The organism is Microbulbifer variabilis ATCC 700307, from assembly GCF_000380565.1.
Taxonomy (GTDB): domain Bacteria; phylum Pseudomonadota; class Gammaproteobacteria; order Pseudomonadales; family Cellvibrionaceae; genus Microbulbifer; species Microbulbifer variabilis.
The window spans coordinates 220,760-245,149 of record NZ_AQYJ01000029.1 but is presented as its reverse complement, the minus strand read 5'-3'; the positions used below and the strand labels follow the sequence as shown (position 1 = coordinate 245,149).

The 24,390-nt window shown below is 43.3% G+C and carries 28 protein-coding genes; 8 read left to right on the top strand and 20 right to left on the bottom strand.

Going from position 1 to position 24,390, the window contains the following annotated elements:
* Nucleotides 1–29: 29 nt before the first annotated feature.
* Complete coding sequence (locus G367_RS26665; protein WP_211214961.1) at nt 30–278, bottom strand: cupin domain-containing protein; 249 nt, start codon at nt 276–278, stop codon at nt 30–32.
* Between the two features lie 261 nt (nt 279–539).
* Nucleotides 540–1,427: a LysR family transcriptional regulator gene (locus tag G367_RS0119895; protein WP_020414918.1), complete on the bottom strand. Its 888-nt coding sequence runs from the start codon at nt 1,425–1,427 to the stop codon at nt 540–542.
* Nucleotides 1,428–1,553: 126 nt separating this feature from the next.
* On the opposite strand from G367_RS0119895, the gene G367_RS0119890 reads away from it, so the two are divergent.
* The gene (locus G367_RS0119890) at nt 1,554–2,162 is read left to right on the top strand and encodes a short chain dehydrogenase (protein ID WP_020414917.1); all 609 of its coding nucleotides are present in this window, start codon (nt 1,554–1,556) and stop codon (nt 2,160–2,162) included.
* A 329-nt stretch (nt 2,163–2,491) separates the two neighbouring features.
* Here G367_RS0119890 and G367_RS0119885 read toward each other — a convergent pair whose 3' ends face one another.
* The 3 genes from G367_RS0119885 to G367_RS26985 all read right to left on the bottom strand — a co-directional run bounded on the left by G367_RS0119885 (nt 2,492) and on the right by G367_RS26985 (nt 3,779).
* Nucleotides 2,492–3,199, bottom strand: coding sequence for an alpha/beta fold hydrolase (locus tag G367_RS0119885; RefSeq protein ID WP_020414916.1), 708 nt, complete (start codon nt 3,197–3,199; stop codon nt 2,492–2,494).
* A gap of 277 nt (nt 3,200–3,476) precedes the next feature.
* Entirely contained in the window at nt 3,477–3,635 is a 159-nt protein-coding gene (locus G367_RS26260; protein ID WP_157533687.1) for a hypothetical protein, read from the bottom strand.
* 21 nt (nt 3,636–3,656) lie between these two features.
* Nucleotides 3,657–3,779, bottom strand: a complete 123-nt coding sequence (locus tag G367_RS26985; RefSeq protein WP_020414914.1) for a hypothetical protein — start codon at nt 3,777–3,779, stop codon at nt 3,657–3,659.
* Between the two features lie 735 nt (nt 3,780–4,514).
* Here G367_RS26985 and G367_RS0119870 point away from each other — a divergent pair.
* Genes G367_RS0119870 through G367_RS0119860 form a run of 3 tightly spaced genes read left to right on the top strand, consistent with a single transcriptional unit; the run spans nt 4,515 to nt 6,991 of the window.
* Complete coding sequence (locus G367_RS0119870) at nt 4,515–5,315, top strand: iron-containing redox enzyme family protein (RefSeq protein WP_020414913.1); 801 nt, start codon at nt 4,515–4,517, stop codon at nt 5,313–5,315.
* A complete protein-coding gene (locus G367_RS0119865) occupies nt 5,293–6,063 on the top strand; it encodes a class I SAM-dependent methyltransferase (protein ID WP_020414912.1) in 771 nt (256 codons plus the stop codon). Before G367_RS0119870 ends, G367_RS0119865 begins: the two co-directional genes overlap by 23 nt.
* Complete coding sequence (locus G367_RS0119860) at nt 6,056–6,991, top strand: TauD/TfdA family dioxygenase (RefSeq protein WP_020414911.1); 936 nt, start codon at nt 6,056–6,058, stop codon at nt 6,989–6,991. Before G367_RS0119865 ends, G367_RS0119860 begins: the two co-directional genes overlap by 8 nt.
* A 228-nt stretch (nt 6,992–7,219) precedes the next feature.
* Here G367_RS0119860 and G367_RS0119855 read toward each other — a convergent pair whose 3' ends face one another.
* The 15 genes from G367_RS0119855 to G367_RS0119790 form a co-directional block, all read right to left on the bottom strand.
* On the bottom strand, nt 7,220–8,173 hold the full coding sequence (locus G367_RS0119855; RefSeq protein WP_020414910.1) for a hypothetical protein: 954 nt from the start codon (nt 8,171–8,173) through the stop codon (nt 7,220–7,222).
* Between the two features lie 669 nt (nt 8,174–8,842).
* The gene (locus tag G367_RS0119850; protein ID WP_020414909.1) at nt 8,843–9,028 is read right to left on the bottom strand and encodes a hypothetical protein; all 186 of its coding nucleotides are present in this window, start codon (nt 9,026–9,028) and stop codon (nt 8,843–8,845) included.
* Nucleotides 9,029–9,477: 449 nt separating this feature from the next.
* Nucleotides 9,478–9,708 (bottom strand): GFA family protein, encoded by a 231-nt coding sequence (locus G367_RS26870; protein WP_245556724.1) that lies wholly within the window; start codon nt 9,706–9,708, stop codon nt 9,478–9,480.
* A gap of 543 nt (nt 9,709–10,251) precedes the next feature.
* On the bottom strand, nt 10,252–10,719 hold the full coding sequence (gene ybaK, locus G367_RS0119840; protein ID WP_020414907.1) for a Cys-tRNA(Pro) deacylase: 468 nt from the start codon (nt 10,717–10,719) through the stop codon (nt 10,252–10,254).
* 258 nt (nt 10,720–10,977) lie between these two features.
* Nucleotides 10,978–11,589: a LysE family translocator gene (locus tag G367_RS0119835; RefSeq protein ID WP_020414906.1), complete on the bottom strand. Its 612-nt coding sequence runs from the start codon at nt 11,587–11,589 to the stop codon at nt 10,978–10,980.
* A gap of 96 nt (nt 11,590–11,685) precedes the next feature.
* On the bottom strand, nt 11,686–12,153 hold the full coding sequence (locus tag G367_RS0119830) for a GNAT family N-acetyltransferase (RefSeq protein ID WP_026305278.1): 468 nt from the start codon (nt 12,151–12,153) through the stop codon (nt 11,686–11,688).
* Nucleotides 12,154–12,262: 109 nt separating this feature from the next.
* Nucleotides 12,263–12,748 (bottom strand): CYTH domain-containing protein, encoded by a 486-nt coding sequence (locus G367_RS0119825; protein WP_020414904.1) that lies wholly within the window; start codon nt 12,746–12,748, stop codon nt 12,263–12,265.
* Between the two features lie 306 nt (nt 12,749–13,054).
* The gene (locus tag G367_RS26255) at nt 13,055–13,297 is read right to left on the bottom strand and encodes a hypothetical protein (RefSeq protein WP_157533685.1); all 243 of its coding nucleotides are present in this window, start codon (nt 13,295–13,297) and stop codon (nt 13,055–13,057) included.
* 174 nt (nt 13,298–13,471) lie between these two features.
* Nucleotides 13,472–13,828 (bottom strand): hypothetical protein, encoded by a 357-nt coding sequence (locus G367_RS0119820; RefSeq protein ID WP_020414903.1) that lies wholly within the window; start codon nt 13,826–13,828, stop codon nt 13,472–13,474.
* Nucleotides 13,829–13,945: 117 nt separating this feature from the next.
* The gene (locus G367_RS0119815) at nt 13,946–14,257 is read right to left on the bottom strand and encodes a hypothetical protein (RefSeq protein ID WP_157533683.1); all 312 of its coding nucleotides are present in this window, start codon (nt 14,255–14,257) and stop codon (nt 13,946–13,948) included.
* Nucleotides 14,258–14,716: 459 nt separating this feature from the next.
* A complete protein-coding gene (locus tag G367_RS24405) occupies nt 14,717–15,031 on the bottom strand; it encodes a hypothetical protein (RefSeq protein ID WP_020414901.1) in 315 nt (104 codons plus the stop codon).
* Between the two features lie 32 nt (nt 15,032–15,063).
* Nucleotides 15,064–15,657 carry a 2-hydroxychromene-2-carboxylate isomerase gene (locus G367_RS0119805; protein WP_020414900.1) on the bottom strand — a complete coding sequence of 198 codons (594 nt, stop codon included), beginning with the start codon at nt 15,655–15,657 and terminating at the stop codon, nt 15,064–15,066.
* Nucleotides 15,658–16,134: 477 nt separating this feature from the next.
* Nucleotides 16,135–17,502: a class II 3-deoxy-7-phosphoheptulonate synthase gene (locus G367_RS0119800; protein WP_026305277.1), complete on the bottom strand. Its 1,368-nt coding sequence runs from the start codon at nt 17,500–17,502 to the stop codon at nt 16,135–16,137.
* 93 nt (nt 17,503–17,595) lie between these two features.
* Nucleotides 17,596–18,786: an amino acid aminotransferase gene (locus G367_RS0119795; RefSeq protein ID WP_020414897.1), complete on the bottom strand. Its 1,191-nt coding sequence runs from the start codon at nt 18,784–18,786 to the stop codon at nt 17,596–17,598.
* A gap of 25 nt (nt 18,787–18,811) precedes the next feature.
* Nucleotides 18,812–19,312, bottom strand: coding sequence for a MarR family winged helix-turn-helix transcriptional regulator (locus tag G367_RS0119790; RefSeq protein WP_020414896.1), 501 nt, complete (start codon nt 19,310–19,312; stop codon nt 18,812–18,814).
* 274 nt (nt 19,313–19,586) lie between these two features.
* Here G367_RS0119790 and G367_RS0119780 point away from each other — a divergent pair, with 274 nt between their 5' ends.
* The 4 genes from G367_RS0119780 (at nt 19,587) to G367_RS0119765 (ending at nt 23,999) form a co-directional block, all read left to right on the top strand.
* The gene (locus tag G367_RS0119780; protein WP_020414895.1) at nt 19,587–20,717 is read left to right on the top strand and encodes a homogentisate 1,2-dioxygenase; all 1,131 of its coding nucleotides are present in this window, start codon (nt 19,587–19,589) and stop codon (nt 20,715–20,717) included.
* Nucleotides 20,718–20,797: 80 nt separating this feature from the next.
* On the top strand, nt 20,798–21,427 hold the full coding sequence (maiA, locus tag G367_RS0119775) for a maleylacetoacetate isomerase (RefSeq protein ID WP_020414894.1): 630 nt from the start codon (nt 20,798–20,800) through the stop codon (nt 21,425–21,427).
* Between the two features lie 465 nt (nt 21,428–21,892).
* Complete coding sequence (locus tag G367_RS0119770) at nt 21,893–22,357, top strand: 2TM domain-containing protein (RefSeq protein ID WP_020414893.1); 465 nt, start codon at nt 21,893–21,895, stop codon at nt 22,355–22,357.
* Nucleotides 22,358–22,532: 175 nt separating this feature from the next.
* Complete coding sequence (locus tag G367_RS0119765; RefSeq protein ID WP_020414892.1) at nt 22,533–23,999, top strand: ricin-type beta-trefoil lectin domain protein; 1,467 nt, start codon at nt 22,533–22,535, stop codon at nt 23,997–23,999.
* The last annotated feature ends 391 nt before the right edge of the window (nt 24,000–24,390 follow it).

Here is a 24,390-nt window from a genome sequence, read left to right as displayed (position 1 = left end):
AATCGTCACTCCAATGAAAATCAAGGCATTCAAGCCTGGTAACTTTCTACCGTCAAATTAACTGACTTATTAAGCTGGTACCACTTCAAACTGGCTTGAATAATTAACAATTCCATCTCTTTCGATAAGTCATTAACTAACCCATGGGTTCCAGCTATTTTATTTAAAATTACACCTTCAGCGGAAGCTCGTGTCTTCTCGTCCTCGATAGTCAAAGTGCCTTTAGCTTTTAAAATGATATACATCTCCTCAATATCACAATGGGCAAGCTCACCCACAGAGCTAAACCGTGGCATCACAACAGGAATAGCAAAATCTCATGCTCTATTAAAATCTCTGCATTTAAGGGCTTGATATATTTCTATGCCACCCTCTCCACCGCGCCTCGCCTGTTCAACTTTTTATTGCACGAATGAAAATCAAGAATCATTTATTTTCCCGATAAAATTGCGTTTCTAAAGATCTCATTTACTCAGTAACTCCTGAATCCCCTATGCCACTCTCGCACCTTTATGTACTTTAATATCAACTAAAGAATACTAGACACACTCTCTCAACAAGTTTACAACCCAATTATGTAAAGCATCATGATCTGAACGAGGGTGCCATGCGGCTATAACATCAAACTCTACCGGCTTGTTTTTCAGATTAAGAATGGCAAGGTTTGAATCACTCGCTACCCGGTTAGGTAAAAAAGCAAGCATATCTGTTTTTTTGAGATATTGTGGAACCGTGGTAAAACATGGCGTAGACATAACAACATTTCTACGCAAACGGTGCCTTGCAAACCAACCATCAATAATTCCTGCCGTACCGGACTTAAGCGGAGATGCCATAAGATGCGGCTCAGAAGCTATTTCCTCCAAACCCAGCTTCTTCTTTACCAGAGGCGAACTCTTTGCCGCAACGCAGACATAGTAATCAGTAAATAATGTGATAGAAGAGTACAGGTCAGAATTTATATCCGAATCTGCAACTATTAAATCCACCTTGGCTTCACTCATTAACTCTTCCAGTCTGTCTGTAGCAATATCCCGTATTACCACTTTCAAGTTGGGAGCTAGCGCTCTGAGTTTAGGCAATAAGCCGGGAAGCACCACTTGTTGGGAGTAATCTGTCGCAGCGATGGTATAGGTTTGTGCTATTTTAGATGGCTCAAAAACTGCTGGCTCCAACAATTTATCTAACCCTTGGAGGATCGCATCAACCTTTTTCCCTAAGTTTATTGCTGTCGGCGTTGGAATTAGTCCATTGCTTTTCCGGAGAAAAAGTTCATCACTAAAAATATCTCTCAACTTTTTTAAATGTTCACTAACAGCTTGCTGAGTAAGGCCGACCTGACTTGCGACACGAGATACACTTCTTTCAGATATTAATGCCTGGAATATTCGGAGCTGCTTGACCTCCAATCGATTTATTTGGTTCACACTTGTATCTCTTACAAATAAATACTGTTTAACATTGTATCACAATAAAACTAGCATTCTCCTAGTAATTGAGCAGCATCGCATTGCGGCAAATAGTAAATTCTTCATATAAAACAGGTACTTAGAGTGAAAAACGTTATCCTTATTGGCGCACAAGGTAAAATGGGACAGGCCGCTTTAACAGGGTTAAGCAGCCACAAGGTTATCACAGCGAGTCGCTCGGGAAAGGGATGTGACCATCAGGTTGATATTACTGATGAAGACTCTATCAGGCGACTGTTTAAGACGGTGGGCGACTTCGATGCTGTCGTAAACACCGTTGGCTTCTGTGAATACGCAAACTTTGTCGATATGACTGAGCGACAGTGGATGACAACAGTAATGAGCAAGATGATGGGACAAATCAATCTTGTAAGAGTCGGTCAAGAGTACATCGCCGATAAAGGATCCTTTACGCTAATATCCGGTATTCTAAACATCAGACCGATCCCTATGGCAATTGCCGATGCAACAACCAGTGGAGCAATTGATACCTTTGTCAAATGTGTTGCTTATGAACTCCCCAGGGATATTCGAATCAATGTGGTTAATCCAACGGTATTGGAAGAAGCCTGGGATGTCTACGGTGATATGATGCCTGGTTTCGAGCCCGTGCCGGGGCACCAGGTCGGAAAAGCTTTTGAACGTTCAGTCGATGGATTTATAACTGGTGAAATAATCTTTGTCGATGCCTAGCCTGGAGTGTTCAGCCCCCCTCCCCTGCGGGGGGGGGGCGCGTGGGAAACTAAAGTATGAACTAAAGCTATTACTTAGTTTGTAATAAGAACAATAGATCAAACTCGCACTAACCGAATACTTTATAGAAAGACTTACTGAACAGATCAAAGACTTGCGTCTTGTTTGACCGCCTACCGAGTGCAAATAGAGCCCAGCCATACAGAAAGGTTAATAGACCAAAGGATGCTCCGAAGAAAGACCAATAAACAGCAATTAATTTTATTCTGAACTTTTAATTAATTATCGCTTGATTTTTCCATACCTCTATCACGATATGATAGCGACAATCAAGTCGAACGAATCAACACCTGAGTCAACTCCTTGGGCATATCTATCATCACATAATGACCACATGAAAGGGTCATAGCCTGCCAATCAATGTCCAGCTCAGCCCTGTCGAAAAAAGGCTTGCCGATACCTGGGCTCCAACCTGTAGCATAAATATAAAGGCACCCAGGCACTTGTTTCCATAAGCCGTTCAGGCGTATAGGTTGCTCAAAGGTCTTTAATGGATGATCAACATTACGCCGATCTACCCAGGCTTGATCTTCAGCATTAACCCCAAAAACTTCTGCTGGGCTAGGTGCCACTCGAAAACCCTGACCTTTAGTTCTAGCGCTTTCCTTGAAACTGGAGGCATCGTCGCTGGGAAGGAGGTCCAGGACACTCTGCCCATCTTCTGGCACTAAAGCATCGAGATAAACCAGGGAAGATATAGCTTGGGGTACTTTATCAGCAACACCTGTTATAACCATACCCCCATAACTATGCCCGCATAAAACAATATCAGACAACTCCTCACACCGAAGAACTCCCAAAACATCCTGAATATGGGTTTCCAGGTCAATCCTATCGTTCAAGAGGTGCGAGCGCTCCCCAAGCCCTGTGAGGGTGGGTGTGAAAACGTCATGACCTGCCTTGCGCAGAAGTGCTGAAACCCGCTTCCAGCACCACCCTCCCTGCCAAGCTCCATGCACCAAAACAAAAGTTGTCACAAATCACTCCTTACTCACCTAATTTTTTCGCTTCAAAGAAAGGTAAATTAGCTTGATCATAGGTCAAGATATCAAATAACGGAGGAGTTGGTTGTTGAATTTATAGCTGGAATCCAGGTACATATTTCGCGGCGATTCGGTCTACAAATTGAATAGGTAGCCCTCCAAGTAAGTTTGTGAGAACGACAATAGATAGTTCGTCCTCAGGGTAGTGAATCACAGTTCCCGCATTGGCACCACTTGCACTAAGAGCCCTATGTCGCCCTCTATCAATAACTTACCACCCCATCGCATACCTATTCTCGATATCGTTAAACCCTCTGGTTTTCCCATCTTCAAGAATGACTGGTGTCCATAGCAAACTGAGGTCTTTAACTAACTTACCCGACTGTAAAGCGATAAGATAAATTGCCATCTCAGTTGCAGTTGTACTCATACCCGCCACAGTTCGCATGATCTAAGAAAATTCACCATAAAAATTTACGTGCTCACCCTTACCGGAATCATTCGCATACTGCCTGGCATGATTGGCTGTTGGGCGTACCATATCTTCAAAGCCAGTATTAGTGGTTAACTCCATCCCGACAACCTTCAATTGGTTATCGATTATAAACTTAGGTAAACCACCCTTAACCTATTTATCGATAATTTCTTCAACAATGACATACCTGTTTGGTTGTACCTGAACTGGCTGTTTTTCTCAAAAAACACAGGCAATGTCTTCGCCATTATTAACGGAACAGGTTAGAAATTAGTTCATTAGTAATTTGTCGTGGCACCAAGATCATCACACTAAAGAGACAGGTAATTTCTAATCAGATAACACCTTATATAAGAACTGCTAATAAATGCACATAGTCAAAACAGAGAACTGCGCCAGAATGAATACTCCGCCTATCGGCCTTTTCCTCCCATGCAATACGGCTATTGCGGCTGATCGGCAGCGTCATATTTTACTACAAGCTATTAATCAATAAGCATATTTTATTTCGTAATTTAAATGCTATTTTGATAGCCAATTTTTATAGTGTCCCCTGTAATATTTTTTAGGGCATTTGCGACTGATCTTTAAATGACACCTATTGAGATTGAGGGGCATCTTATGTTCGAAGTTACTGATTTTCCCTGATGAATAGCATGCACAAGCCAACTTTTAGCGACAGCATGAATGTGACAGATAGTAATTTGAGCTTGTAAAGAAAATAGGAGGATTACGGGATGCCCTATCTCAACAACATTATTAAGTTATAAATTTATATGTTTTATTTTTACAGAAACATCAATCACTGCATCAGTAATTAATCAGGGAATTCACATGAGCTTTCAAAAAACAGCTTGGTTAAAACAACTCTCCGAAGAGGCCCTTTCACATAGGGCTGTGCACCATCCGTATCTTTTACGGTTTGCCAATGGAGACTTACCAAACTTTAAACACGCCGTTGGGGATTTTGCTCAGCAGTATGGATTTTATTCCTCGCGATTCATCAATATGTTGGCCGCTGTAATTTCGCGCCTAACGCTAAAAAGACATCGGAGTGTCCTTCTCGAAAACCTCAAAGAGGAATCTGGACATTATGAGGAGTCCGAACTCAGAGAACTGGAACAATATGGAATTAAGAAAAACTGGGTGGACAATATATCACATACGGAATTATTCGAAAGATTTAAGTCGCACGTGACACAAGATATCCCAGAAAGCTGCCAGTCGGAAGGCATAGTTTGGTATGAAATGTTATCTGATGTACTGCTTCATGGTTCCACAGAAGAGGCGATTGGGGCTATAGGCATGGGAACTGAGCATATTGTTAGTTCAATTTATCCATATATAGAGAAAGGGTTGAAGAATTTGCAGAGTTTAAAATTAGAAGAATACTGCTTTTTCCCGGTACACACGCTTGTTGATGACAGCCATACAGAGAATCTTAATCAAGTTGCTTTGGATTTTGCTGACACAGAGGAGGGGCGAAGGCATCTTCGCCATGGGGCGATAAAAGCACTAAATCTTAGAGCGGCGTTTTGGGATGGCTTACTAGATAGAGCCATGAAAAGTTCTGAGTATATTTCCATGGACAATGTACAAAAAGGGATGAACAATGAATCATATTATATCAACTGAGTCAATTTACAATGATCAGGCAGAAAACTGGTTACGGTCTGAGAAAATATTACTGAGTGACTACACAGCAAGACCTATTGTTCTACAGGAATTGGGTAGTGTTACAGGCCAACATCTTTTAGATGTAGGATGTGGCGAGGGCTATGTTTCTAGAATAATTTTGGACGCCGGTGCAGCTTCGGTATTTGGAGTCGACTCTTCTTCTGAAATGATTTCTCAAGCGAAATCTGTTGCAGCTGAGCTTGGTTTACATAAAGCAATTTACGAAGTGTCAGATGCTGTTACCTTTAATAGGTACCCCAGGACTCAATTCGATCAAGTAATTGCCATTTTTCTATTCAACTATTTGACAGTTAAGGAAATGACACAGGTGATGACCAATGTAAAGTCACTACTTAGCCCTAATGGAATATTTATATTCACAGTGCCGCATCCTTGCTTACCTTTTATGCGCAATCAATCACCTCCATTTTACTTCAAGTTTGGTGATAAAAATTACTTTGAGGGCGTAGATGTTACTTTTGAAGGTAGAATTTGGCGTAGAGATGGAATTACTGTACCAGTACGCTGTGTGCACAAGACATTCACCCATTATTTTGAAGCACTTCAATCTGCTGGATTTAAAAAGATGCCTTCCATAAGGGAGCTGGCGGTAACTGAAGAGCATCTAACTCTAGATCCGGAATTTTTTGGTCCGCTAAAGGGCTATCCTCTACATCTTTTATTTAAGGTTCAAGCAAATGGCTGAGATAGCTCCCCCTGATCTGGCTGACGCTCAAGCTTGGAGCGCTGTAGATCTGGAAAGAAAAACTGGCTGGAAATTCACATGGCCAGAAGGCTGGAACACTGAGTTCAGATCACTGGTTGATTGGGCTTCGAAAAGGAAAGATCCAATTGAAGACCTAGGCGCCGAATCCGTACTGACACCACGTTTCGATAAGCTCTCCTATCATGTTAAACAAGAACTTCTTCAAGGAAGTGGAGTAGCATGGATTAGAGGCATTAACGGCCTTGATCATAAATCACTTAATCTTCTTTTCCTAAATTTTAGTTTAGCACTAGGTGTCACCATTAATACCTACGGTAGGCTTTATAGAGTTCAGAATACTGGCAGGAGTTACAGGGATGAGTCGATTCCAGTTTCACAAACCAAAGCAGCTACTGGCCCACATACAGACAGTTCGCAAAAATTGATTCAGCCAAGAATAATTGGACTTTGCTGTATTACTCCAGCTGCTCTTGGAGGTAGGACGAAAATAGTATCTGCTGCAAAGGTACATGAAAACATAAGAAAAGTAGCTCCAGACAAACTGAAAATCCTATATAAAAGTTACATTCGAGACCTTGTTACTCCAGGCAGTGATGGAAGTACCAAGAGTTTACTTAGCAACAAATTCCCTATTTTTAGCTATATTGAAGAAAAGCTATCTATCCGCTACATGCGTTACTGGATTGAAAGAGGGCACGAGAAGGTCGGGAGATTGCTAACTGAAGATGACCTTTTAGCCTTTGATTTATTAGACAATGAGTTAAATAGCAATAAGAATAATATTTGTTTTTCTATGAAATCGGGAGATATGTTGTTTCTCGACAATACCAGAGTTCTTCATGATAGAGAGGAATTTACAGATAAACCTAGTCAAAAACGTCTTTATACTCGTGTGTGGATTGAATAATTGCTTTTAAAAGCAAGGAGTAGCTAATCGAAATACAGGGGGTAGCTTTAAGTTTAGCAGTTTAGATTAGGGGCTTCTCAGAGCAACTTAGCCCCATCGAAATACAGACTATATAGCGCCGACAACCGCATTATGAATGCCCTATTTACATAGCACTAAATACTATATTAAAAGCACTACAACACAATTTATCTATGCGCTACCAAATTGTCATAAGTCCAACATGCACTACTGCCCAGAGACTTGTAGCGCATTCTTTTTCACAAAAGTCAGGAACTCTCGATGCACATCACCATTAGTACCGTGGCCCACCCCTTCAAAGGTGCGAAAGATTACACGAGCTTTACTTTCTAAATAAATTCTCTGGCTATTATTCCAGCGTTCGGGCTGGATTTCCTTTCCAGTAGTTTTGTATATGATCACTCTCTCTTCTTCTGAATATGCATCATCATATGCAACGGCATCATTCGTATCATTTTCACCCATAAACAAAAATTGCTTAATTTTAAGCCATTGACTTAAATTAAACTCTTTGCCTGTTACCTGCTTAAAATCGCTAATTCCCAATGGATATTTGAGGTTGTGCTCACCCATAGATCCAATAGGTAACATTAATGTGCCGTTCAGACCACCTGCTACAACAATTTCAGTAGTTTCAGGATGTAATAGCGAGAACCGATTTGCAAACGTACCGGAGGCAGAGAACCCCGCTAGAATAATCTTCTGCTGAAGATCCAAAGAGCGTTCTGCCAAGACCCTCTTAGCATCTTCGATCATGGCTATAAGTTGAAGATCCAATCTTTCATATGGCAGTGACTCTACTTGCATGGAATCTCTATCAAGGGCATGGGTATAAACCTGCCATTGGGATTCGGGCCTAGGGAAAACTGGCATCAAAATTGGATAGGATAACTTTTTAGAAAGCCAGGGGCCAACAGCATTACCTACAATTGTCTTTTTTGCTGACTCATAATGAATGGAGAAATCATCTGAAACTTTTCCAGTATTATTTGATTCAACAATCAAGTATAACTTCTTATCCTCTGGAACTGTTTCAGGTATTTTGATTAGATATGGATACCTAAAACCTTTTTCTGGATTTGCAGGTATTTCTAGTACTTCATCAGAAAAACATGTATTTGCACATACAGAAAGTAAAAACACCAACACTATTCTTTTCATTTTGACCCTTATCGATGTGACCTAGATATCTAAAAATTAAAAAGTTGGTAGCCTAATATCCAGAGACGCAGCTATTATATACAAACCGATTTTCAACCATCTAAATAGCCTTTACCATACCTAAGCAGCTATTATCAATTGGCAATCCTGGAGCCATTCTCAATACCATATAATTGAGACAACAGTACAGATAGCGTGCGCTTCTATCATTGTTACTTCATTTTCCTCCCTCTATTAGATAGATCACTTCTAGACAAGAAATACGACCACATGTTCCATTTTTTTGCACCATATTTTTTAGTCCTTGCACAAAGATCAATATCAGCATTTTAGAATTTATTTGAACAGTATTGACTGTCCTGAAAACAACATCTTTATACTTAATCAGAATCACATGTCACCCTATTTATAAAAAATACTTCAACTCTTATTTGAGATCATATTGAAGCAAAACTACCGATGTAGAGGAGCGAGTAGCATGTATATACCAAAAGGAATTGACACGTAAACTTAGCATGACCTCTTCGACATTGATCATAGGGCCATTAACTTTTTCAACTGAATTGGTGGTACATTCGCTACTGATATTTATTATCCATTAAATACAGCCTGATTTAACCCAAAGGCCATTGTTCAATAGCTTGTTAAGAGCACCAACACAATTGGGCTTCATAGTAGATGGTCTACCTCTATATAGGCGTCTTCTGAACCTCTAGGGACAAGAGCTAATTCAATGAAGACTTTGCCCTTATCTGAATCAAACTTCCAGTGTTCGAATTGATCTAAGTCCGTATCAGCAAATCGCCTGATAAGACAAAACATTTGCTTGAGCTCTTCTTGAGACAGCTTTTCCATATATAATCCTTATCTGTTCAGACTAACTACCGCCTTAAGAGCAATCCGGTAATATAACCTAGCAACCGATACAATTACATTTATAACAAATATTAGTAAGCAGCCCTATATAGGACTTCCATGAGAAAATCATTGGCTTATTTAATATGATCTGTTCAACGACTATGATCCTGGATACATAAATTCAGTTTTCAGGCCTCAGTAACAACCCTCATTTTGACTAAAGAAAAAATTTTTTAAATCCATATATTACCAGTATTTTTTGTATCGGTTACTCTAGATCCGCCGGGTGATTGATACCATCATAGGTTGGAATACCCTCTACTTTTAAGGGATTTATACCCTCCAAGCACCCCACGTTGAATCCAAACTCTCTCGGATTAGAACGCCTCTGGTGATGCGTATAAATACCACATTTCTCACAAAAGTAATGCATCGCCATTCTTGTATTAAACTGATAAAGTCTTAAATGCTGCTCCCCCTTTTAAGATTTTAATACCATTTAAAGATACGGAAGCAGCAACCGCTCCTCTCCTACGGCACATAGAACAATCACAGCGGCGAAGCTCTACAAGTCCCTCCGGTAAGTACAGCTCTATTTCTACAGAACCGCTATGACATGAGGCTCTATGCTTAAGTTGGATTTTTACTCCATCAACTTCCTTGATATTTACGCTCATGGTTACTTCCTTTGATTCATATAACACTTGGTTTAGCGACTTATGATATAGTAGACATTCCTATTTAACCATTTGTTATATGCCGATTGAATATTTTTTCCAAATTCCCTGTAGTGAAGGTCGGTTTTTGTACCACCTTTACAAATGGCAAAACTGAGAAGCCCTTCGTTTCTAGCATCGGGATAGAAACTCTTATTCCCAACAGAAAACTGTATTGTGCCTTCTTTCATCTCCAACTCAGAATTTTTCCAGTGTTCAGGGACATTAATTCTTGTTTGAATCTATCCAAAATGACCTGGAGTTAGACGCTGGCTGATTTCTCGCATCAAGCCAATATCAATCAGCTTATTCACCTGCTTTAATTCATAAATTATTTTGTCATGCTCCCACGCAGACTCTGCTCTAGCACCAAAAAACAGGAAAAAAAGAACAAGCTATATGGTCCGTTTCATGTATGCTCTTAACGCTATGAAGACATATAATACTTGCAGTGTGAATGCAACGCCTTTTCGTGCCCCATTTCTGTAATTGTCATAAATGAATCTATTGACATATTTTAGAGAAGACTCCGTTGACAAGACTTACTAGATCATTAGGCGCCAGCTCAATTTCAAGCCCTCTGCGGCCAGCACTCACATAAACCGTCGCGTAATTTTTAGCCGATGAGTCAATAATAGTTTTAAGTCTCTTTTTTTGCCCTAGCGGGCTAACGCCACCTAGCACATAGCCAGTGGATCGCTCCACATCAGATTTAGCAGCCATTGTAGCTTTCTTTGCTCCAGCTGCTTTAGCTATGCGTTTCATGTTTAGCATTGATGAAACAGGTACTATTCCTACTGCTAGCTCTTTATTATCAAGAATAACTACTAGTGTTTTAAAAATCTTAGCTTCGGCCACTCCCAGCTTTTCTGCAGCCTCTAACCCGTATGATTCACTCGATGAGTTATGTGTGTATTCGTACACTTTGAAGGTAATTTTCGCTTTTTTAGCTGCATTAATTGCCGGGGTCATTCTACTCTCAGGCTTCCAACACTTTTTGTTTAGAGAAGGATCGACAGGTGCAAATTTTCCAATTTTACTATAGCGATCATATAAAACTTTTACTATTTATTACGTCTCGATTAACTATTTATTAATATTCCGTATCATGCCATATTAAACACCAACCCATGGTTTTATTGAAAACTATACTTCTGATTTAAACCTATTAGGGTTTATTTGACATTTACATTTATCTGAATGTCTCACGATAATTGTCTTACTGTGCTTTTACTTGCTAGCTGACGCAAGACCAACACCAAAACACATAAATGTACCCCCACCTACCCGATTAACCATACGCCCTCCTTTTTCAGAAGAAAGCCAACCACGTGCCGACTTAGCAAGGTGTGCGTATAAGGCATGAATTATAATAACTAAGCCACTATAGGTTACAACTAGCAGGAAAAATTGACCTACAAAATTTGAATTGTAATTAACAAACTGGGGGAATATCGACATGAAAAAGAATACAGCTTTTGGATTGGTAAGCTGTAGCGTCAGGCCCTCAGCAAACTGAAGCTTTCTGTTTTTTGTACCTCCAAGGCTGGCTTCGACTTGTTTGGTCGGCGAGCGCCATAACTTTATGCCTAAATAGATTAAATAAGCAGCGCCAATATATTTCATAATACTGAAGGCCACTGCGGATGTAGCTAAGATAACACCAAGGCTAGTTGCCGAAACGCCTGCAACTATAAAGGTACCGAATGCGATTCCAAGAATGCCTCCTATCGCACCTGAAGTACCGTAACGAATGGCATTCGTGAGTGTCAGGATAACACCCGGACCTGGGCTTAAAATTGTTGCCACAGCGATTATAAAGAATAAGATATAACTTTCCATACATACTCCCTAAAGCTGGAAAGGTTCTAAAAATTATGTTTTCATTGATAACTGGCTAAAAGAGCAATGAAAAACCAGTCTGGCAGCATGCGCTTGCTATGTACATTCTTCATCAAGACTAAGCCTCATTTCCAGCAATGATGGTTTGAAACCAACTTTTTCGTACGCCCTGATAGCTGGGTCATTTTCAGAATACACATCTAGATAAAAATCGATAATACCTCGCCCCTTGCTCCAATCAATTAGTTTGTTAATTAGTTTCGCATTAACGCCTTTTCTCCTGTGGTAAGGAGATACATACATAAAACCAAGATAAGAATGCCGTTTATGCTCTAATGATTGCTTTGAATCTCTGATTTGGGCATAACCTGTACCAATAATTTCACTATCAACCTCAGCAACCAAAAGATAGGATTCAGGACATGTAATTAGTTTTTTAATATCGTAGTAGAATGCTGATTTCCTCTTCAATAAAGAGTTAAATGGTCTCTCCGCATCAATGACACACTGTTCAAGTTCCAATAATCGAGGAAAATCACTCATTTCGGCTTTTCTAATATTCAAACTCTAATTCCTATTCATTGGGTGGAGAACACATAATGCAACCCATAGCGATGAATTGTCTTTAACGGCACAGCCGCGTCAATTTTCCCGGCCAGTGAAGCAGACGGTACTACAGGAACTTCTTATCTTCTGTCCATTCCGAATAAGGCTCGTTCAACAAAGAAGAGTTGAAGTATTGAACCTGCCCAGTAACCTCTTCAGTTACCCAGGCCGGAATATCCACAACTTCAGCCTCACTGGACAATTCCACTTCTGCAATAATCAGGCCCTCATTCTTGCCATGAAATACATCCACCTCCCACAAGTGCTTGCCGTGCTGAATCTCATATCTTGTTTTAAAGATGGTATTACCTCGACATAACTCATCGATGATACACCTAGCATCTTCCATCGGAATTTCATACTCAAACTCCGAACAAGTCATCCCTCTGAGCTCACCTTTTAGGGTCAGGTACGCTACATCATCTTTGACTCTGGCTCGTACTACAGTTTTATCAGCGGTATTAACATACCCCTGAGAGATACGTACTCCACCGGTCAAACCGGAAACAATTCGATGATCAACTAGAAATTTTCTTTCTATCTCTATGGCCATTTCTATCTTCTTGCTAGCACATAAAATCTCTATGACTGCCACGTATAGCTGATACGTCCGGCTCCGACAGGTATGTAGTTGATTGGCTTGTTAGCTGTTTTTGACCCACATACCGCACTTTGACTGAATAATTTATAGTAATAGTTTTCTTCGGTACCTCGCCTAGACTGGATGTAACATACGTGTGCCTATCTTTATCTGATGATCTTAAGAAGTACGTTTCTCCAGACACCTTACTAAGGCTCTTGTAGTTACTTATTGTTTTTTCCGTAACAAACCGATCGCAACCAGGCAAGCTAAACTCTATTAATCCATACTCAAATGTATTAATGTAGCTTTTTGCGAAAAAAACTTATTTTCTTGGCCTACTTCTCTATATGCCCATGAGTTGCCGCTGGTGCTGCATTGGCTATCGTAATAGCGTTCACATTCAATCTTTCTGGTGATTATTTCCTGTCTTGGATATTCAAGAATCACCTCATAGTACCCTTTGAATTTTTCACTATTTCTCGGAATCTCGGCATCTATACACATTGCAGTATGAATCACAAGCATACATCCAGTTAAAACACACCAAGTAAGAAACACAATATAAATCTCATTTTGGCACTCTGACAGCTGGCGCTCGTGTAAGTAGCACTAAATGGTGCTTAATCCATATTTTCTTCTGGGTACACCGACAGAGCGTTGCTATAGTGGTCTTCCTCGATGCACTTATTATGCCTAACTAGTACATTTGTGGTATTGGAACATTCCATTTTTTGTTCTGCGGGTGAGGACCTGAGAGCTGGCATCCAGGTAATATACTTCTTCTGACAACCATTCTTCCCCCTCACCCACCATGTGCAATGTTAATTCTAGTTCATCATTCTCAAACATAATTAATTTGGGCTTTCCAGAAGACTCCCAAAATATGATCCGCTTTTCTTCAATACTAAGCACATCAAGTGGAAACTGTGCAGAACAAGAATCTTTGCTACCACCCCACTTACCTAAGAACGACTCTGGAATGCCAAGCATACCCTCAGCCATAGTAAAATTAGCGAAAATTATAAATACCACAACTAAAAAGTGTTTCATATTCACCTAAAAAGTGTAACGACGTCATTTACAGCAAACCTCACACTGCAAAATTTATAGCCTATTCGGCCCAGCTTGCTGAGCGTAAAACTAAGCTTTGTTGCCAATAGTCGGGCGCTATTGCCATCCTTGATATTTACTTTTTGGCTTTTTATCAAAAATTCGGCTAAAAACCTTGGACAAAACACCTGAAATAATATCTTCTTTATTAACGGAATCGTTTTTTCGTAATTCTTCCGCCTTATTTTCCAATTCTGCAGCTCCAGAATAATCATTGATTACTCTTGCTTCTTCTGCCTGAACTTGAAGTTCATTAGCTCTAACGTTTTTTTCAAATACATTCATGGACGTTGCACATCCAGAAATAGTTAAAATTGACAATATTAAAATAACTCTTCTCATACCTGATTCAGTAATTTGGGTACTCATAAAATACGCATTTGTTGTAGCTGGTTCGTAGCACTATTTACCTGGCCTTATTCGCCTGTTCACTATTTGGTACATTATTTAGCCGCTGCTTTCATCATCGACAGAGTCCTCCAATGAACATTCACAGGATATCCTTTTACACAAGTAGTAATATCAGTAGTGAACCTGTCAGAGAATGAGTAAAAAAATGATATTCCAGCCCAAAACCTAAGAAAATTATTGGCGCTCGCCATCTAATTTCCTCGCCTGCTTTTAATTGCTCTACGAGATCTATTATGCCAAACAAAAAAAGGACAAAGCCAGTATAAAGAATATACCTTTAGTTGCTGATTGCATACTTAATTCCTAGTGCATTAATGCTCAATGCAAGCGTTCAACATACAATATGTGCTGTGTAGACTATCTTGCCGAGTTCCGAGAGAGCTGTGTACCCTGCTTTCCTTTGTTACAACCGGAGCACTAGACTTGTACTTCCACGCTTTTTGGGTTCAGAGCCAATGCTAGCTCTTGAAATATACGCTCTTCCACTTGTGAAATGCCGCCTTCAACCATCTCTTTAGGCTCTACAATTACCTTCGGTTTTCGCTTAAAGAGCCCTTTTATAGGTAACTTTTTCTCGGCACTAATGATGCATCTCCACGCTGTATCAAAGTTTCCAACCAAAAGTCTTTGTGTTGTGAACGGCTCCGTTGGAGATTCAGAGATAACTTTAGGAGAGCCAGAGTTATTTCCGAATATATAATAGAGTTTGATATAGAAAGTACAGCTGGCCATACTTTACATAACGGAACAAGTATACTAAGCATTTACTGGTTGTTTTTTGCCCACTGTATAGCAGCATGCAACCTATCGCCACCCCAAAACTTTTCATCTCCAACCATAAACGTTGGAGCTCCAAAAATACCTTTTTTCTTCGCTTGATCTGTGTTTTCTTTTAGCATTTGCTTTGCCAGTGAAGTATTTGCACGTTTAATTTTTGTAAATGACTCTTCATCTGAAAAAGGCAAACATTTTTTCAATATTTCTTCAAGTGAGATGTCAAGATCAAGCTCAAAATTAGCAGCGTATACAGAACGGATAAATTCAGGCACCCACTTTTCACCAGAAAATAAGCAAGCTATTCTTGCAGCTTTTAACCCGTTGCGAGGAAAACTGGTTGGCTTTTTATAGTTCAGGCCATCAGCTTCACATATTCTCTCTAGATCTCTCCACATGTATTTGCCTTTCTCAGGATAAATATTGAAAGGAGAATCATGCCAGCCTTGATTACTGAATATCGGCCCGAGTAAAAAAGGCTTCCACTCCAAGTGCCCACCTTGCTCGGTCACCATTTTTTCAATCTTCATAGCTACGGGGTAAGAATATGTGCTTCCAAATTCGAACCAGAAATCAATCTTCATAGTTACCTGGCTTACCAATTAAACACAATGCCCAGTACACGGGCGACCGAAGCAGGATCTGGACAATTCCGCCTGCGCTTCTTGCCGATAAGCATACTGCTGTTTGCCAAAGATATGTTGCATGATTTTATCGCCGCCCCCTGTTTCTACGGCACCATTAATGGGGTATAAGTCTTGGCTGGAGCTACATCACTGGTTTTATAGTTTTGAGCGCTCTCTATTGTACTAGAAAAGTATAGGACTATTAGAGCCCCAATTACCGGAATAGCCCACACGATTAACAACTGAATAAGCTTTTGAAGAGCCCGTTAATACTAATGGTTCAACTGGGTAAACAGTCATCAAGATTATTATTACAAAGCCTCTTACAACTCCCCATCTATTGAATTAAAAGACTTTTTGAACAAGAAGAGAAAACCCCTTAGCCAAGCCCAAAGCCTGAATAAGGGGTTTTATATTTGCTTTTTAGCCAAGCTGTTAAGCGATTCGCCCTGCGCGCAGCCATTCGGCCACACAGAAAGCCAGCTCCAATACCTGATCAGCATTTAAGCGGGGATCACACTGTGTGCGATAACAGCTGGCAAGGTCTGCTTCGGAAATTTTCCATGCGCCGCCGGTGCATTCAGTTACATGTTCACCGGTCATTTCCAAATGAATACCGCCGGGGTGACTGCCCTCAGCCCAATGTACTGAGAAAAAGTCCCGAATTTCACGCAGGATTTTATCGAAGTCTCGGGTTTTGTAACCATTGCCGGCTTTTACGGTGTTACCGTGCATAGGGTCTGTACTCCAGACCACAGAACGGCCCTCCCTTTGTACTGCACGTACAAGTTCTGGAAGCTTATCTCCCAGGGTGTCTGCGCCCATACGGGTAATTAACGTGAGGCGGCCAGCTTCATTCTCAGGATTGAGCTTGTCGATCAAACGCAGCAGCTCATCTGGCTGCATGCCTGGACCGACTTTTACACCAATGGGGTTGCACACTCCTGACAGGAACTCTACATGGGCTCCATCCAGCTGGCGAGTACGCTCACCAATCCACAGCATATGCGCAGAACAGTCATACCATTTGCCGGTGAGGCTGTCGGTACGGGTCAAAGCCTGCTCGTACTCCAGTAGCAGTGCTTCATGCGAGGTATAAAGCACGGTCTCACGAATTGCGGGGGTATTGTCAGAAGTAACACCACATACCGCCATAAATTCCAGGGCTTCCTGTAAACGCTCCGCCAACTGCGCGTATTTATCGCGCTGGGGATTGTTCTTGAGGAAGCTCAAATTCCAGCCGTGTACCTGGTGCAGATCAGCCAGGCCGCCCTGGGCGAAAGCGCGCAGCAGGTTGAGGGTAGCCGCGGATTGGTTATAGGCGGTAACCATGCGCTGGGGATCAGGCTGGCGAGCTTCCGCAGTAAAGTCGATACCATTGATGATATCGCCACGATAACTGGGCAGCTCAATACCATTCACTGTTTCAGTATCTGCGGAGCGCGGCTTGGCATATTGACCTGCCATCCGTGCCACTTTTACTACCGGTAGATTACCGGCGAAAGTGAGTACCACCGCCATTTGCAGTAAAACTTTAAAAGTATCGCGTATGCGGTTTGCGTTGAAGTCAGCAAAAGATTCAGCACAGTCGCCGCCCTGTAACAAAAACGCCTTTCCTTCCGCTACCTGGGCCAACTGACGGCGTAGCTCGCGCGCTTCGGCTGCAAATACCAGAGGCGGATGGCCAGCAAGCTGTTTGGCTACCTGGGTAACATCATCGGTGGAGGTATATTTGGGCTGTTGGTGTGCGGTGAAGTTTCGCCAGCTCTGAGGGGTCCAGATTTGGGTGGGGGATTCAGACACTGGGGCTCCTAGCTCAACTTCCATCTTTCACTCTTACTTCTTTAGATAAATCTTAAGGGATGAGCAGTACGCTCACCCCCAAATGTGCCGAATTTACAGCACGCTGGCAACCGCCTTACAGAAGTATTCCATATTGTTGGAGCTCAAGCCGGCAATACTGATGCGGCTGGAGTCCACCATATAGATGGAATAGTCCTTTTGCAGCTGTTGCACCTGCTCTGGACTAATGCCCAGGAAGGAGAACATGCCTTTCTGCTGGCGGATAAAACCGAAATCGCCTGCGGCTCCGGCAGCCGCCAGACCTTCTACCAAACCTGCGCGCAGCCCGTTGATGCGCTCACGCATCTCGGTAAGCTCCGCTTCCCAGTTCGCTTTCAGGCCTGCATCTGTAAGGATAGATTCCACAACCGCAGCACCGTGGGAAGGTGGCATGGAATAGTTCCCGCGAATTGCACTCAGCATCTGGCTGTGGCCTTTATCGGCACTCTCACCATTGGCATAGATCACCATGGCCAGGCCAACGCGCTCACGGTAAAGGCCGAAGTTTTTGGAGCAGGAAGCAGCTACCAGCATTTCAGGTACAGATTCCGCCATCAGGCGCAGGCCGTAGGCGTCGTCTTCCAGGCTTTCACCGAAACCCTGGTATGCCATATCAATAAACGGAGTGAAACCCTGTTTCTGGGCCATTTCCGCCAATACTTTCCACTGCTCACGGGACAGGTCCGCGCCACAGGGATTGTGGCAACAGGCATGGAACAGGACCACATCGCCTTCGCCCACGTTCTTCAGTGTCTCCACCATTTTGTCGAACTGCAAGCTGCTGGTGGCGCGATCGTAGTAGGGGTAGCTCTTGATATTCAGGCCAGCATTCCCCAACAACGGCACGTGGTTCGCCCAAGTGGGATCGCTCACCCATACGGTAGCTCCTTCCTTGGCGCGGTTGATCAACTCCGCCAAAGCACGCAGGGCGCCGCAACCACCGGGCGTTTGGGCAGAGCGTACGCGGCCACCTACCAGGGCGGGATGTCCGGCGCCAAGTACCAACTCCTGCATCACCGAATTGAAGCCTGGTGTACCGGCTGGGCCGATATAGGCTTTGGTTTCCTCACTTTGTAACAAGCGAGTCTCCGCTTCCTTTACCGCCTGCAAAACCGCGGTGTGGCCGGCCTCATCCTTGTAGACCCCTACCCCAAGGTCGATTTTGCTGGGGTTTTCATCCGCACGATAACTGGCCAATAGACCCAGGATGGGATCTGGCGGGAGGCTGCTTAAATGCTCAAACATCTGAAAACTCCTTTATTTATCCTATTTATTCATCGATCAAGCCGCGCTCGGACCACTCTTTAGCGCGAACCAACAGTTTTTCGATAATGCCATCCAGTTGCTCCCTCTCCTCACTGGAAAGGGAGGCGATCAAATCATTTTCGTATTGCTGCGCAAGCGGCACTATGCGCGCGTAGACTTCCCGCCCCAACTCAGACAAGTTCAACACCTGACGCCGGCGGTCTGCAGGATCTTCGCTGCGGGTGATGTAATCGTTCTTTAGCAGCGAGGAAACAGCCCGGCTGATTGCCACTTTGTCCATGGCCGTTTGCTCTACCAACTCTGCAGCAGAGAGGTCAGGAAAACGCCCGAGGATGGCCATCACCCGCCACGCGGGGATGGTGAGATGGAAGCGTGCACCATAGGCTTGTGAAATGGCGTTACTCACACGGTTTGAGAGTACTGACAGGCGGTATGGCAAGAATTTTTCCAGGCGCAACTCATCCTGCTTTACCGCCGTTTCCGGCGTATTTTGGTTATCAATCATGGCTGCTCTCACACCTGCCTGTCTGGGAATCCGGGTTGTACCAGATGCTCAATTTAACTAACATTGGTTTCAATTGTAACCACTGTACACGCAAATATTGCGCTGGGATTACTTGGAGCACCGGACAAAATTGGTCGCACAGTATAGGGTTTTTTGCGCCATCTTTGTTAACCCAATGCCGGTTAAACGCAAGAAATATGCGCGACACTGTTGCAGAAATGATCAACTTTCCACCTGCCGATAAGCGCCCTGCCCAGCATAAGCGAGGCCGCCCATGAACAAGTGGATACGCTTTCCCCGCATTGAAGGTGAAACCAGCCGCCAAGCCCATGCAGACTTTCCAGCCAATACTTTTGAAAGGGAGATGGGCAAGGAAGGTTTCTTTGGCCCCTGCACCCATTTCTACCACAGCCATCCCCCGACCGGCTGGAGCAAATTTGAGGGACCACTGCGTCCTCATGCTTTTGATGCCACTCAATTGGTCCACAAAGGCAGTAGCCCCTGGGATCAAAAGCCAATTCTACGCAACAACAACAGCCTCGTAGGCCTGTGGACCTGTAATGACCCAATGGACCACTTGGTGCGTAATGCCGATGGAGACCTGCTGCTCTTCATACATAATGGCAGCGGAGACCTTTACTGCGATTTTGGCCACCTGAGCATTCGTGATGGGGACTACATTGTGCTGCCGCGAGGCACCATGTGGCGTCTGGCTCCCACCCTGGATGAACCTCTGGAATTGTTAATGACCGAGGCAACTGGCGGCCACTTCCAGTTGCCAGATAGGGGCGTTCTTGGCCCGAACGCGATCTTTGATCAGGCGATTCTCGATGTCCCCAAAATTGATGATGGTTTTAAAGCCCAGCAGGGAGACACTGAATGGCGCGTGATCGTAAAAGCCCGCCAGCAGCTCTCTACGATTATTTACCCCTTTAACCCATTGGACGCCAGGGGCTGGACCGGCGATAACCTTGTGGTACGAATTAATTGGCGGGATTTACGCCCACTTATGAGCCACCGCTATCATCTACCACCCTCTGCACACACTACCTTTGTTGGGCCCGGTTTTGTGGTGGCTACCTTTGTACCCCGCCCGCTGGAAAGCGATCCGGGTGCACTCAAGGTACCGTTTTTCCACAATAACGATGATTATGACGAATTGATTTTTTACCATCGCGGCAACTTTTTCAGCCGCGATAATATTCATCCGGGGATGCTTACCTTGCATCCCATGGGATTTACCCATGGACCCCACCCTAAAGCTTTCGCCGTTGGCGCCAAGCATGCAAGGAAAGAAACCGACGAAGTCGCAGTAATGATCGATAGCCGCACACCGTGGGACATACTGCCTGACGCCCATGCGATAGAGCTGGGAGACTATGTTAATTCATGGAAAAACGAGTGACTCGAGACACGACTGAAAAGTGTTCTTAAAACCGGCAATTTATGTTGCCAAAGCAATAACAACGAAAGAAAGGAAAGAGAATGGATCTTTACGGATATTTCCGCTCCTCAGCGAGTTACCGGGTTCGTATAGGCCTGAACCTGAAAGAACTCGAGTATAACTACCACCCAGTGAACCTGTTAAAAGGTGAGCAGCTGAGTGATAGCTACCAAAGCCTCAACCCGCAGGGGTTAGTGCCCACACTTAACGAGAACAACTTTAGCCTTACCCAGTCTATGGCCATACTGGAGTGGCTGGATGAAGCTTATCCGCAACCGCCCCTCTTACCAAAGGGGCGCGAAAACCGCGCCCACATTCGCGCACTGGCTCACACTATTTCCAGTGATATTCAGCCTGTACAGAATCTGCGCATCCTCAAGTATCTGCAGGCTGAATTTAAGATTAGTGACGAGCAAAAAATACAGTGGATTCAGCACTGGATTCACTTGGGTTTCTCAGCACTGGAACAAGAGCTAGACCCCAAGCCCTTCGCAGCTGGCGATAAACCTGGGCTCTTTGAATGCTGCCTATTACCACAAATCTATAGCGCCGAGCGCTTCGGTATGGAAATGGATAACTACCCGAAAATCCAGAAAATCGCCGAAGCCTGTAATGAACTACCGGCGTTTATCGACGCACGTCCGGAAAATCAGCCGGATAGCACTCTCTAGACCCGTTATGTTGTTCATAAGGGCACTTGTTAAAACCAAGCGCCCTTATGCCACTTTACCGATCGCTAAGAACAAGCGCATACCACTTCCAGCGGCTGTCGAGATAGTCATTCTCTGATAAACCCAATTCTCATTACCCATATCTATTGGCAGGCCTAGTTACCGCAAGAGGTCACCATAAATTATTTTCCAGTTAGGATAACTCATTCATATTTTCAGCTGGTTTGGTAGTTAAATAACTTGTCACGCAGATATTTGATAAGGTATCGATCTACAATGGAACGCTCACACCGCACGGGGAAAAAGAGTGTTTTAGTTGGGGTTACCGCTATCAACTGACAGCATAGCCAGGCCCTAACTCATTGATAATAAAGATAATGTCGTAAGGAAGTCACCTAGATGCCAGTTCCCGACAGCTGCGAAATTCACTATAAATATCTCCAAAAGCCAATTTAAAGGAGCTGTATGATCATCAGAAAACTAAGGCTTCAACGCGGGTGGTCCCAAGAACAACTGGCCAGAATAAGCGGGCTCAACATCAGGACTATCCAGAGAATAGAGCGAGGGCAAAACCCTAGCCTTGAATCACGGAAAGCTTTAGCTGCTGTTTTTGAAATCGACTTATCAGAACTACAGGAGAGCGAAGTGAATACAGAGCAGGATATATCCGACAGAGAAAAGCGGGTTATAGAACACGTTCGCGACATTAAGGCATTCTATTCCCACGTAATCACCTATGTACTGGTGATAATTGGTTTGTTCATACTGAACCTGATTACATCGCCAGGTTACTTTTGGGTGCTATGGGCCGCACTTGGCTGGGGCATAGGTTTAATATCTCACGGCATGAGTGTATTTGAGGTATTCAGCTTATTTGGGCCCGAGTGGGAAAAAAAGCAAGTGGAAAAGAGGCTGGGGAAGAAACTCTAGCTTTTATTAAAAATACGCTTAAAAAGCCGGAAATTGTGAGGAACTCAGCAAAAGTTCAGATATATTCTTTACAGTTTCCCGGCGTCATATGTTCTTCATAAGTTGTTCATATAATCCAACTTTAACTACCTCTTTCCATAGCAATAAAAAACATTCAACATAAGCGGACACCCCAATGTCGAAGCCCTTCTTCAGCAAACTTATTTTGTCAGCTATGACACTGTTAAGCTCTACAGCTTTTGCTAGCACAATACTGGCCGTAGCAGACCCAGTACAATCCAGCCATCGCATTGATCAGATTTACTACCTGCAACCCCACAATAGTTATGAGCGCTTAGCCAGTGGGGAAACACTAACTGACTGGCTGGATAAGGGCTTCCGCTCCCTAGAACTGGATGTAGTTGATCACGGCCCATGGCAAGGCAGCAGCCACGGCCCCTATGTCGCCCATGGTCAGAGTGATATCGGCAATCATATGTGTAAAAGTAACGGCGGAGATGATCGTCTGGAAAACTGCCTGGACGACATTAAGGCATGGCTTGCCAACAATGAGCTTGATGCCCCACTGATGCTGTATATTGACATGAAGCCGAATAGCAATTGGTTTGCAGCATGGTATGCGGATGAAATTTATCTGCTGGATCAATATATCAAACAAGAGTTGGGGGGTCTTCAGTTCAGCTACCAGGATATGGTCAATCACCTTAAACAAAGCTCAACTTCAACGAATTATCGCAGCACATTAAAGAGTATCGGCTGGCCTACTATCAGCGAGCTTTTCACTAATGGTAAAAAAGTTCTGGTAATTTTCACTGGGGGGCAATCGGGTAATGTCAATGGTCGTATGGAATCGGCGCTGGATAACTACCCTCTACATGCCTTCCTCTGCCCTGATGTAGATACTGCCGATCCTGAAGAGTTTTCTGGCAATATAGACTCCATGGATTCCAGCAGCTCCCAGAAGATATTTTGCGGTAATGTAAAAGCCGGCGATCATTACCAAATAACAGCCAATGAAGCGGCGAACAGTAAACAATTGATGCATTTGTGGAGCAGCTCTGGCGATTTCAGCAATACAGATTTTGGCTATTCCTATATCGCGGTTGCACACGGCGCTACCGCTATTGGCATGGATCCAAATACTGTCAATGACACGCCGGGCTATACCAGCCAAGCCATACCCTTTGTCGGTGTGCGAAGAAGCCTACCTGGATATTTTCGCATCCAGTCCATTCAAAACCCAAATCTCTGTATGAATGTTTCTCAAGGCTATGGCAATGGCTCCAACCTGACTTTGGCCAACTGCAACTCGAGCAACGAACAACAGTTTGTCTACACCGCTGAGGGGCAATTAAGACCTAAAGGCAACAATAAATACTGTGCCGATTACAACTCAGGCTCTGCCGACAATGGTGACAAAATGCACCTTTGGGATTGCGATGGTGGAAACTCAGAAAAATGGCAGGTACAGGAAAGCGGGATTATTCAAAATCGCGACAAAGACTGGCAATACTGCATTGATACACCAGGGGCAAGTGCCGACAATGGAGAACAGCTACAGGTTTATAAGTGCAACAGCAGTGACACTGGACAGAAATTTACTCTAGAGGCAGTAAATGAATGGAAACAAACAAGCTTTTAAGTGTTACTTTTTATTCGGACTCTCAGGAGTCAAGAATAAAGTAGAGTATTGTTGCAGTAGGCAAAGGCATCGGTCTTAAGATTGACCAAAGACCGACCGCCTTACAGTATAACTGCCTGTTAACCTGGGTATGCAGAAATCTCTTAACATACCCAGTTAAACCAGTAGTCAGTTCAGTTCGCCTGCCTCGCACTGCCTCCAGTCACCGAAGGTGCCGTCATCTGCGGCTATCCAGGTTTCATAGGTAACGGTAGTTATATAATGGAGTAACGAATGGGAAATTATTGAAAGACTAATGCATAAAGTACATGACATCTCGGCATTATTAGTTAGTAGACTCTTACTACATAATCCAACTTATCATCTTGACCTACATCAACTTTCATCTCGT

What these genes read in the sequence shown, in the direction of transcription:
- G367_RS0119825 (WP_020414904.1), bottom strand. Translation starts at nt 12,748, where the DNA reads ATGGCCATAGAGATAGAAAGAAAATTTCTAGTTGATCATCGAATTGTT.
- G367_RS0119765 (WP_020414892.1), top strand. Translation starts at nt 22,533, where the DNA reads ATGTCGAAGCCCTTCTTCAGCAAACTTATTTTGTCAGCTATGACACTG.
- G367_RS0119790 (WP_020414896.1), bottom strand. Translation starts at nt 19,312, where the DNA reads ATGATTGATAACCAAAATACGCCGGAAACGGCGGTAAAGCAGGATGAG.
- G367_RS0119870 (WP_020414913.1), top strand. Translation starts at nt 4,515, where the DNA reads ATGAGCTTTCAAAAAACAGCTTGGTTAAAACAACTCTCCGAAGAGGCC.
- G367_RS0119815 (WP_157533683.1), bottom strand. Translation starts at nt 14,257, where the DNA reads ATGAGTACCCAAATTACTGAATCAGGTATGAGAAGAGTTATTTTAATA.
- G367_RS26260 (WP_157533687.1), bottom strand. Translation starts at nt 3,635, where the DNA reads ATGAGTACAACTGCAACTGAGATGGCAATTTATCTTATCGCTTTACAG.
- G367_RS0119780 (WP_020414895.1), top strand. Translation starts at nt 19,587, where the DNA reads ATGAACAAGTGGATACGCTTTCCCCGCATTGAAGGTGAAACCAGCCGC.
- G367_RS26985 (WP_020414914.1), bottom strand. Translation starts at nt 3,779, where the DNA reads ATGGAGTTAACCACTAATACTGGCTTTGAAGATATGGTACGCCCAACA.
- maiA (WP_020414894.1), top strand. Translation starts at nt 20,798, where the DNA reads ATGGATCTTTACGGATATTTCCGCTCCTCAGCGAGTTACCGGGTTCGT.
- G367_RS0119805 (WP_020414900.1), bottom strand. Translation starts at nt 15,657, where the DNA reads ATGAAGATTGATTTCTGGTTCGAATTTGGAAGCACATATTCTTACCCC.
- G367_RS0119795 (WP_020414897.1), bottom strand. Translation starts at nt 18,786, where the DNA reads ATGTTTGAGCATTTAAGCAGCCTCCCGCCAGATCCCATCCTGGGTCTA.
- G367_RS0119835 (WP_020414906.1), bottom strand. Translation starts at nt 11,589, where the DNA reads ATGGAAAGTTATATCTTATTCTTTATAATCGCTGTGGCAACAATTTTA.
- G367_RS0119865 (WP_020414912.1), top strand. Translation starts at nt 5,293, where the DNA reads ATGAATCATATTATATCAACTGAGTCAATTTACAATGATCAGGCAGAA.
- ybaK (WP_020414907.1), bottom strand. Translation starts at nt 10,719, where the DNA reads ATGACCCCGGCAATTAATGCAGCTAAAAAAGCGAAAATTACCTTCAAA.
- G367_RS24405 (WP_020414901.1), bottom strand. Translation starts at nt 15,031, where the DNA reads ATGGCCAGCTGTACTTTCTATATCAAACTCTATTATATATTCGGAAAT.
- G367_RS26870 (WP_245556724.1), bottom strand. Translation starts at nt 9,708, where the DNA reads ATGAGCGTAAATATCAAGGAAGTTGATGGAGTAAAAATCCAACTTAAG.
- G367_RS0119860 (WP_020414911.1), top strand. Translation starts at nt 6,056, where the DNA reads ATGGCTGAGATAGCTCCCCCTGATCTGGCTGACGCTCAAGCTTGGAGC.
- G367_RS0119855 (WP_020414910.1), bottom strand. Translation starts at nt 8,173, where the DNA reads ATGAAAAGAATAGTGTTGGTGTTTTTACTTTCTGTATGTGCAAATACA.
- G367_RS0119820 (WP_020414903.1), bottom strand. Translation starts at nt 13,828, where the DNA reads ATGAAACACTTTTTAGTTGTGGTATTTATAATTTTCGCTAATTTTACT.
- G367_RS0119850 (WP_020414909.1), bottom strand. Translation starts at nt 9,028, where the DNA reads ATGGAAAAGCTGTCTCAAGAAGAGCTCAAGCAAATGTTTTGTCTTATC.
- G367_RS0119770 (WP_020414893.1), top strand. Translation starts at nt 21,893, where the DNA reads ATGATCATCAGAAAACTAAGGCTTCAACGCGGGTGGTCCCAAGAACAA.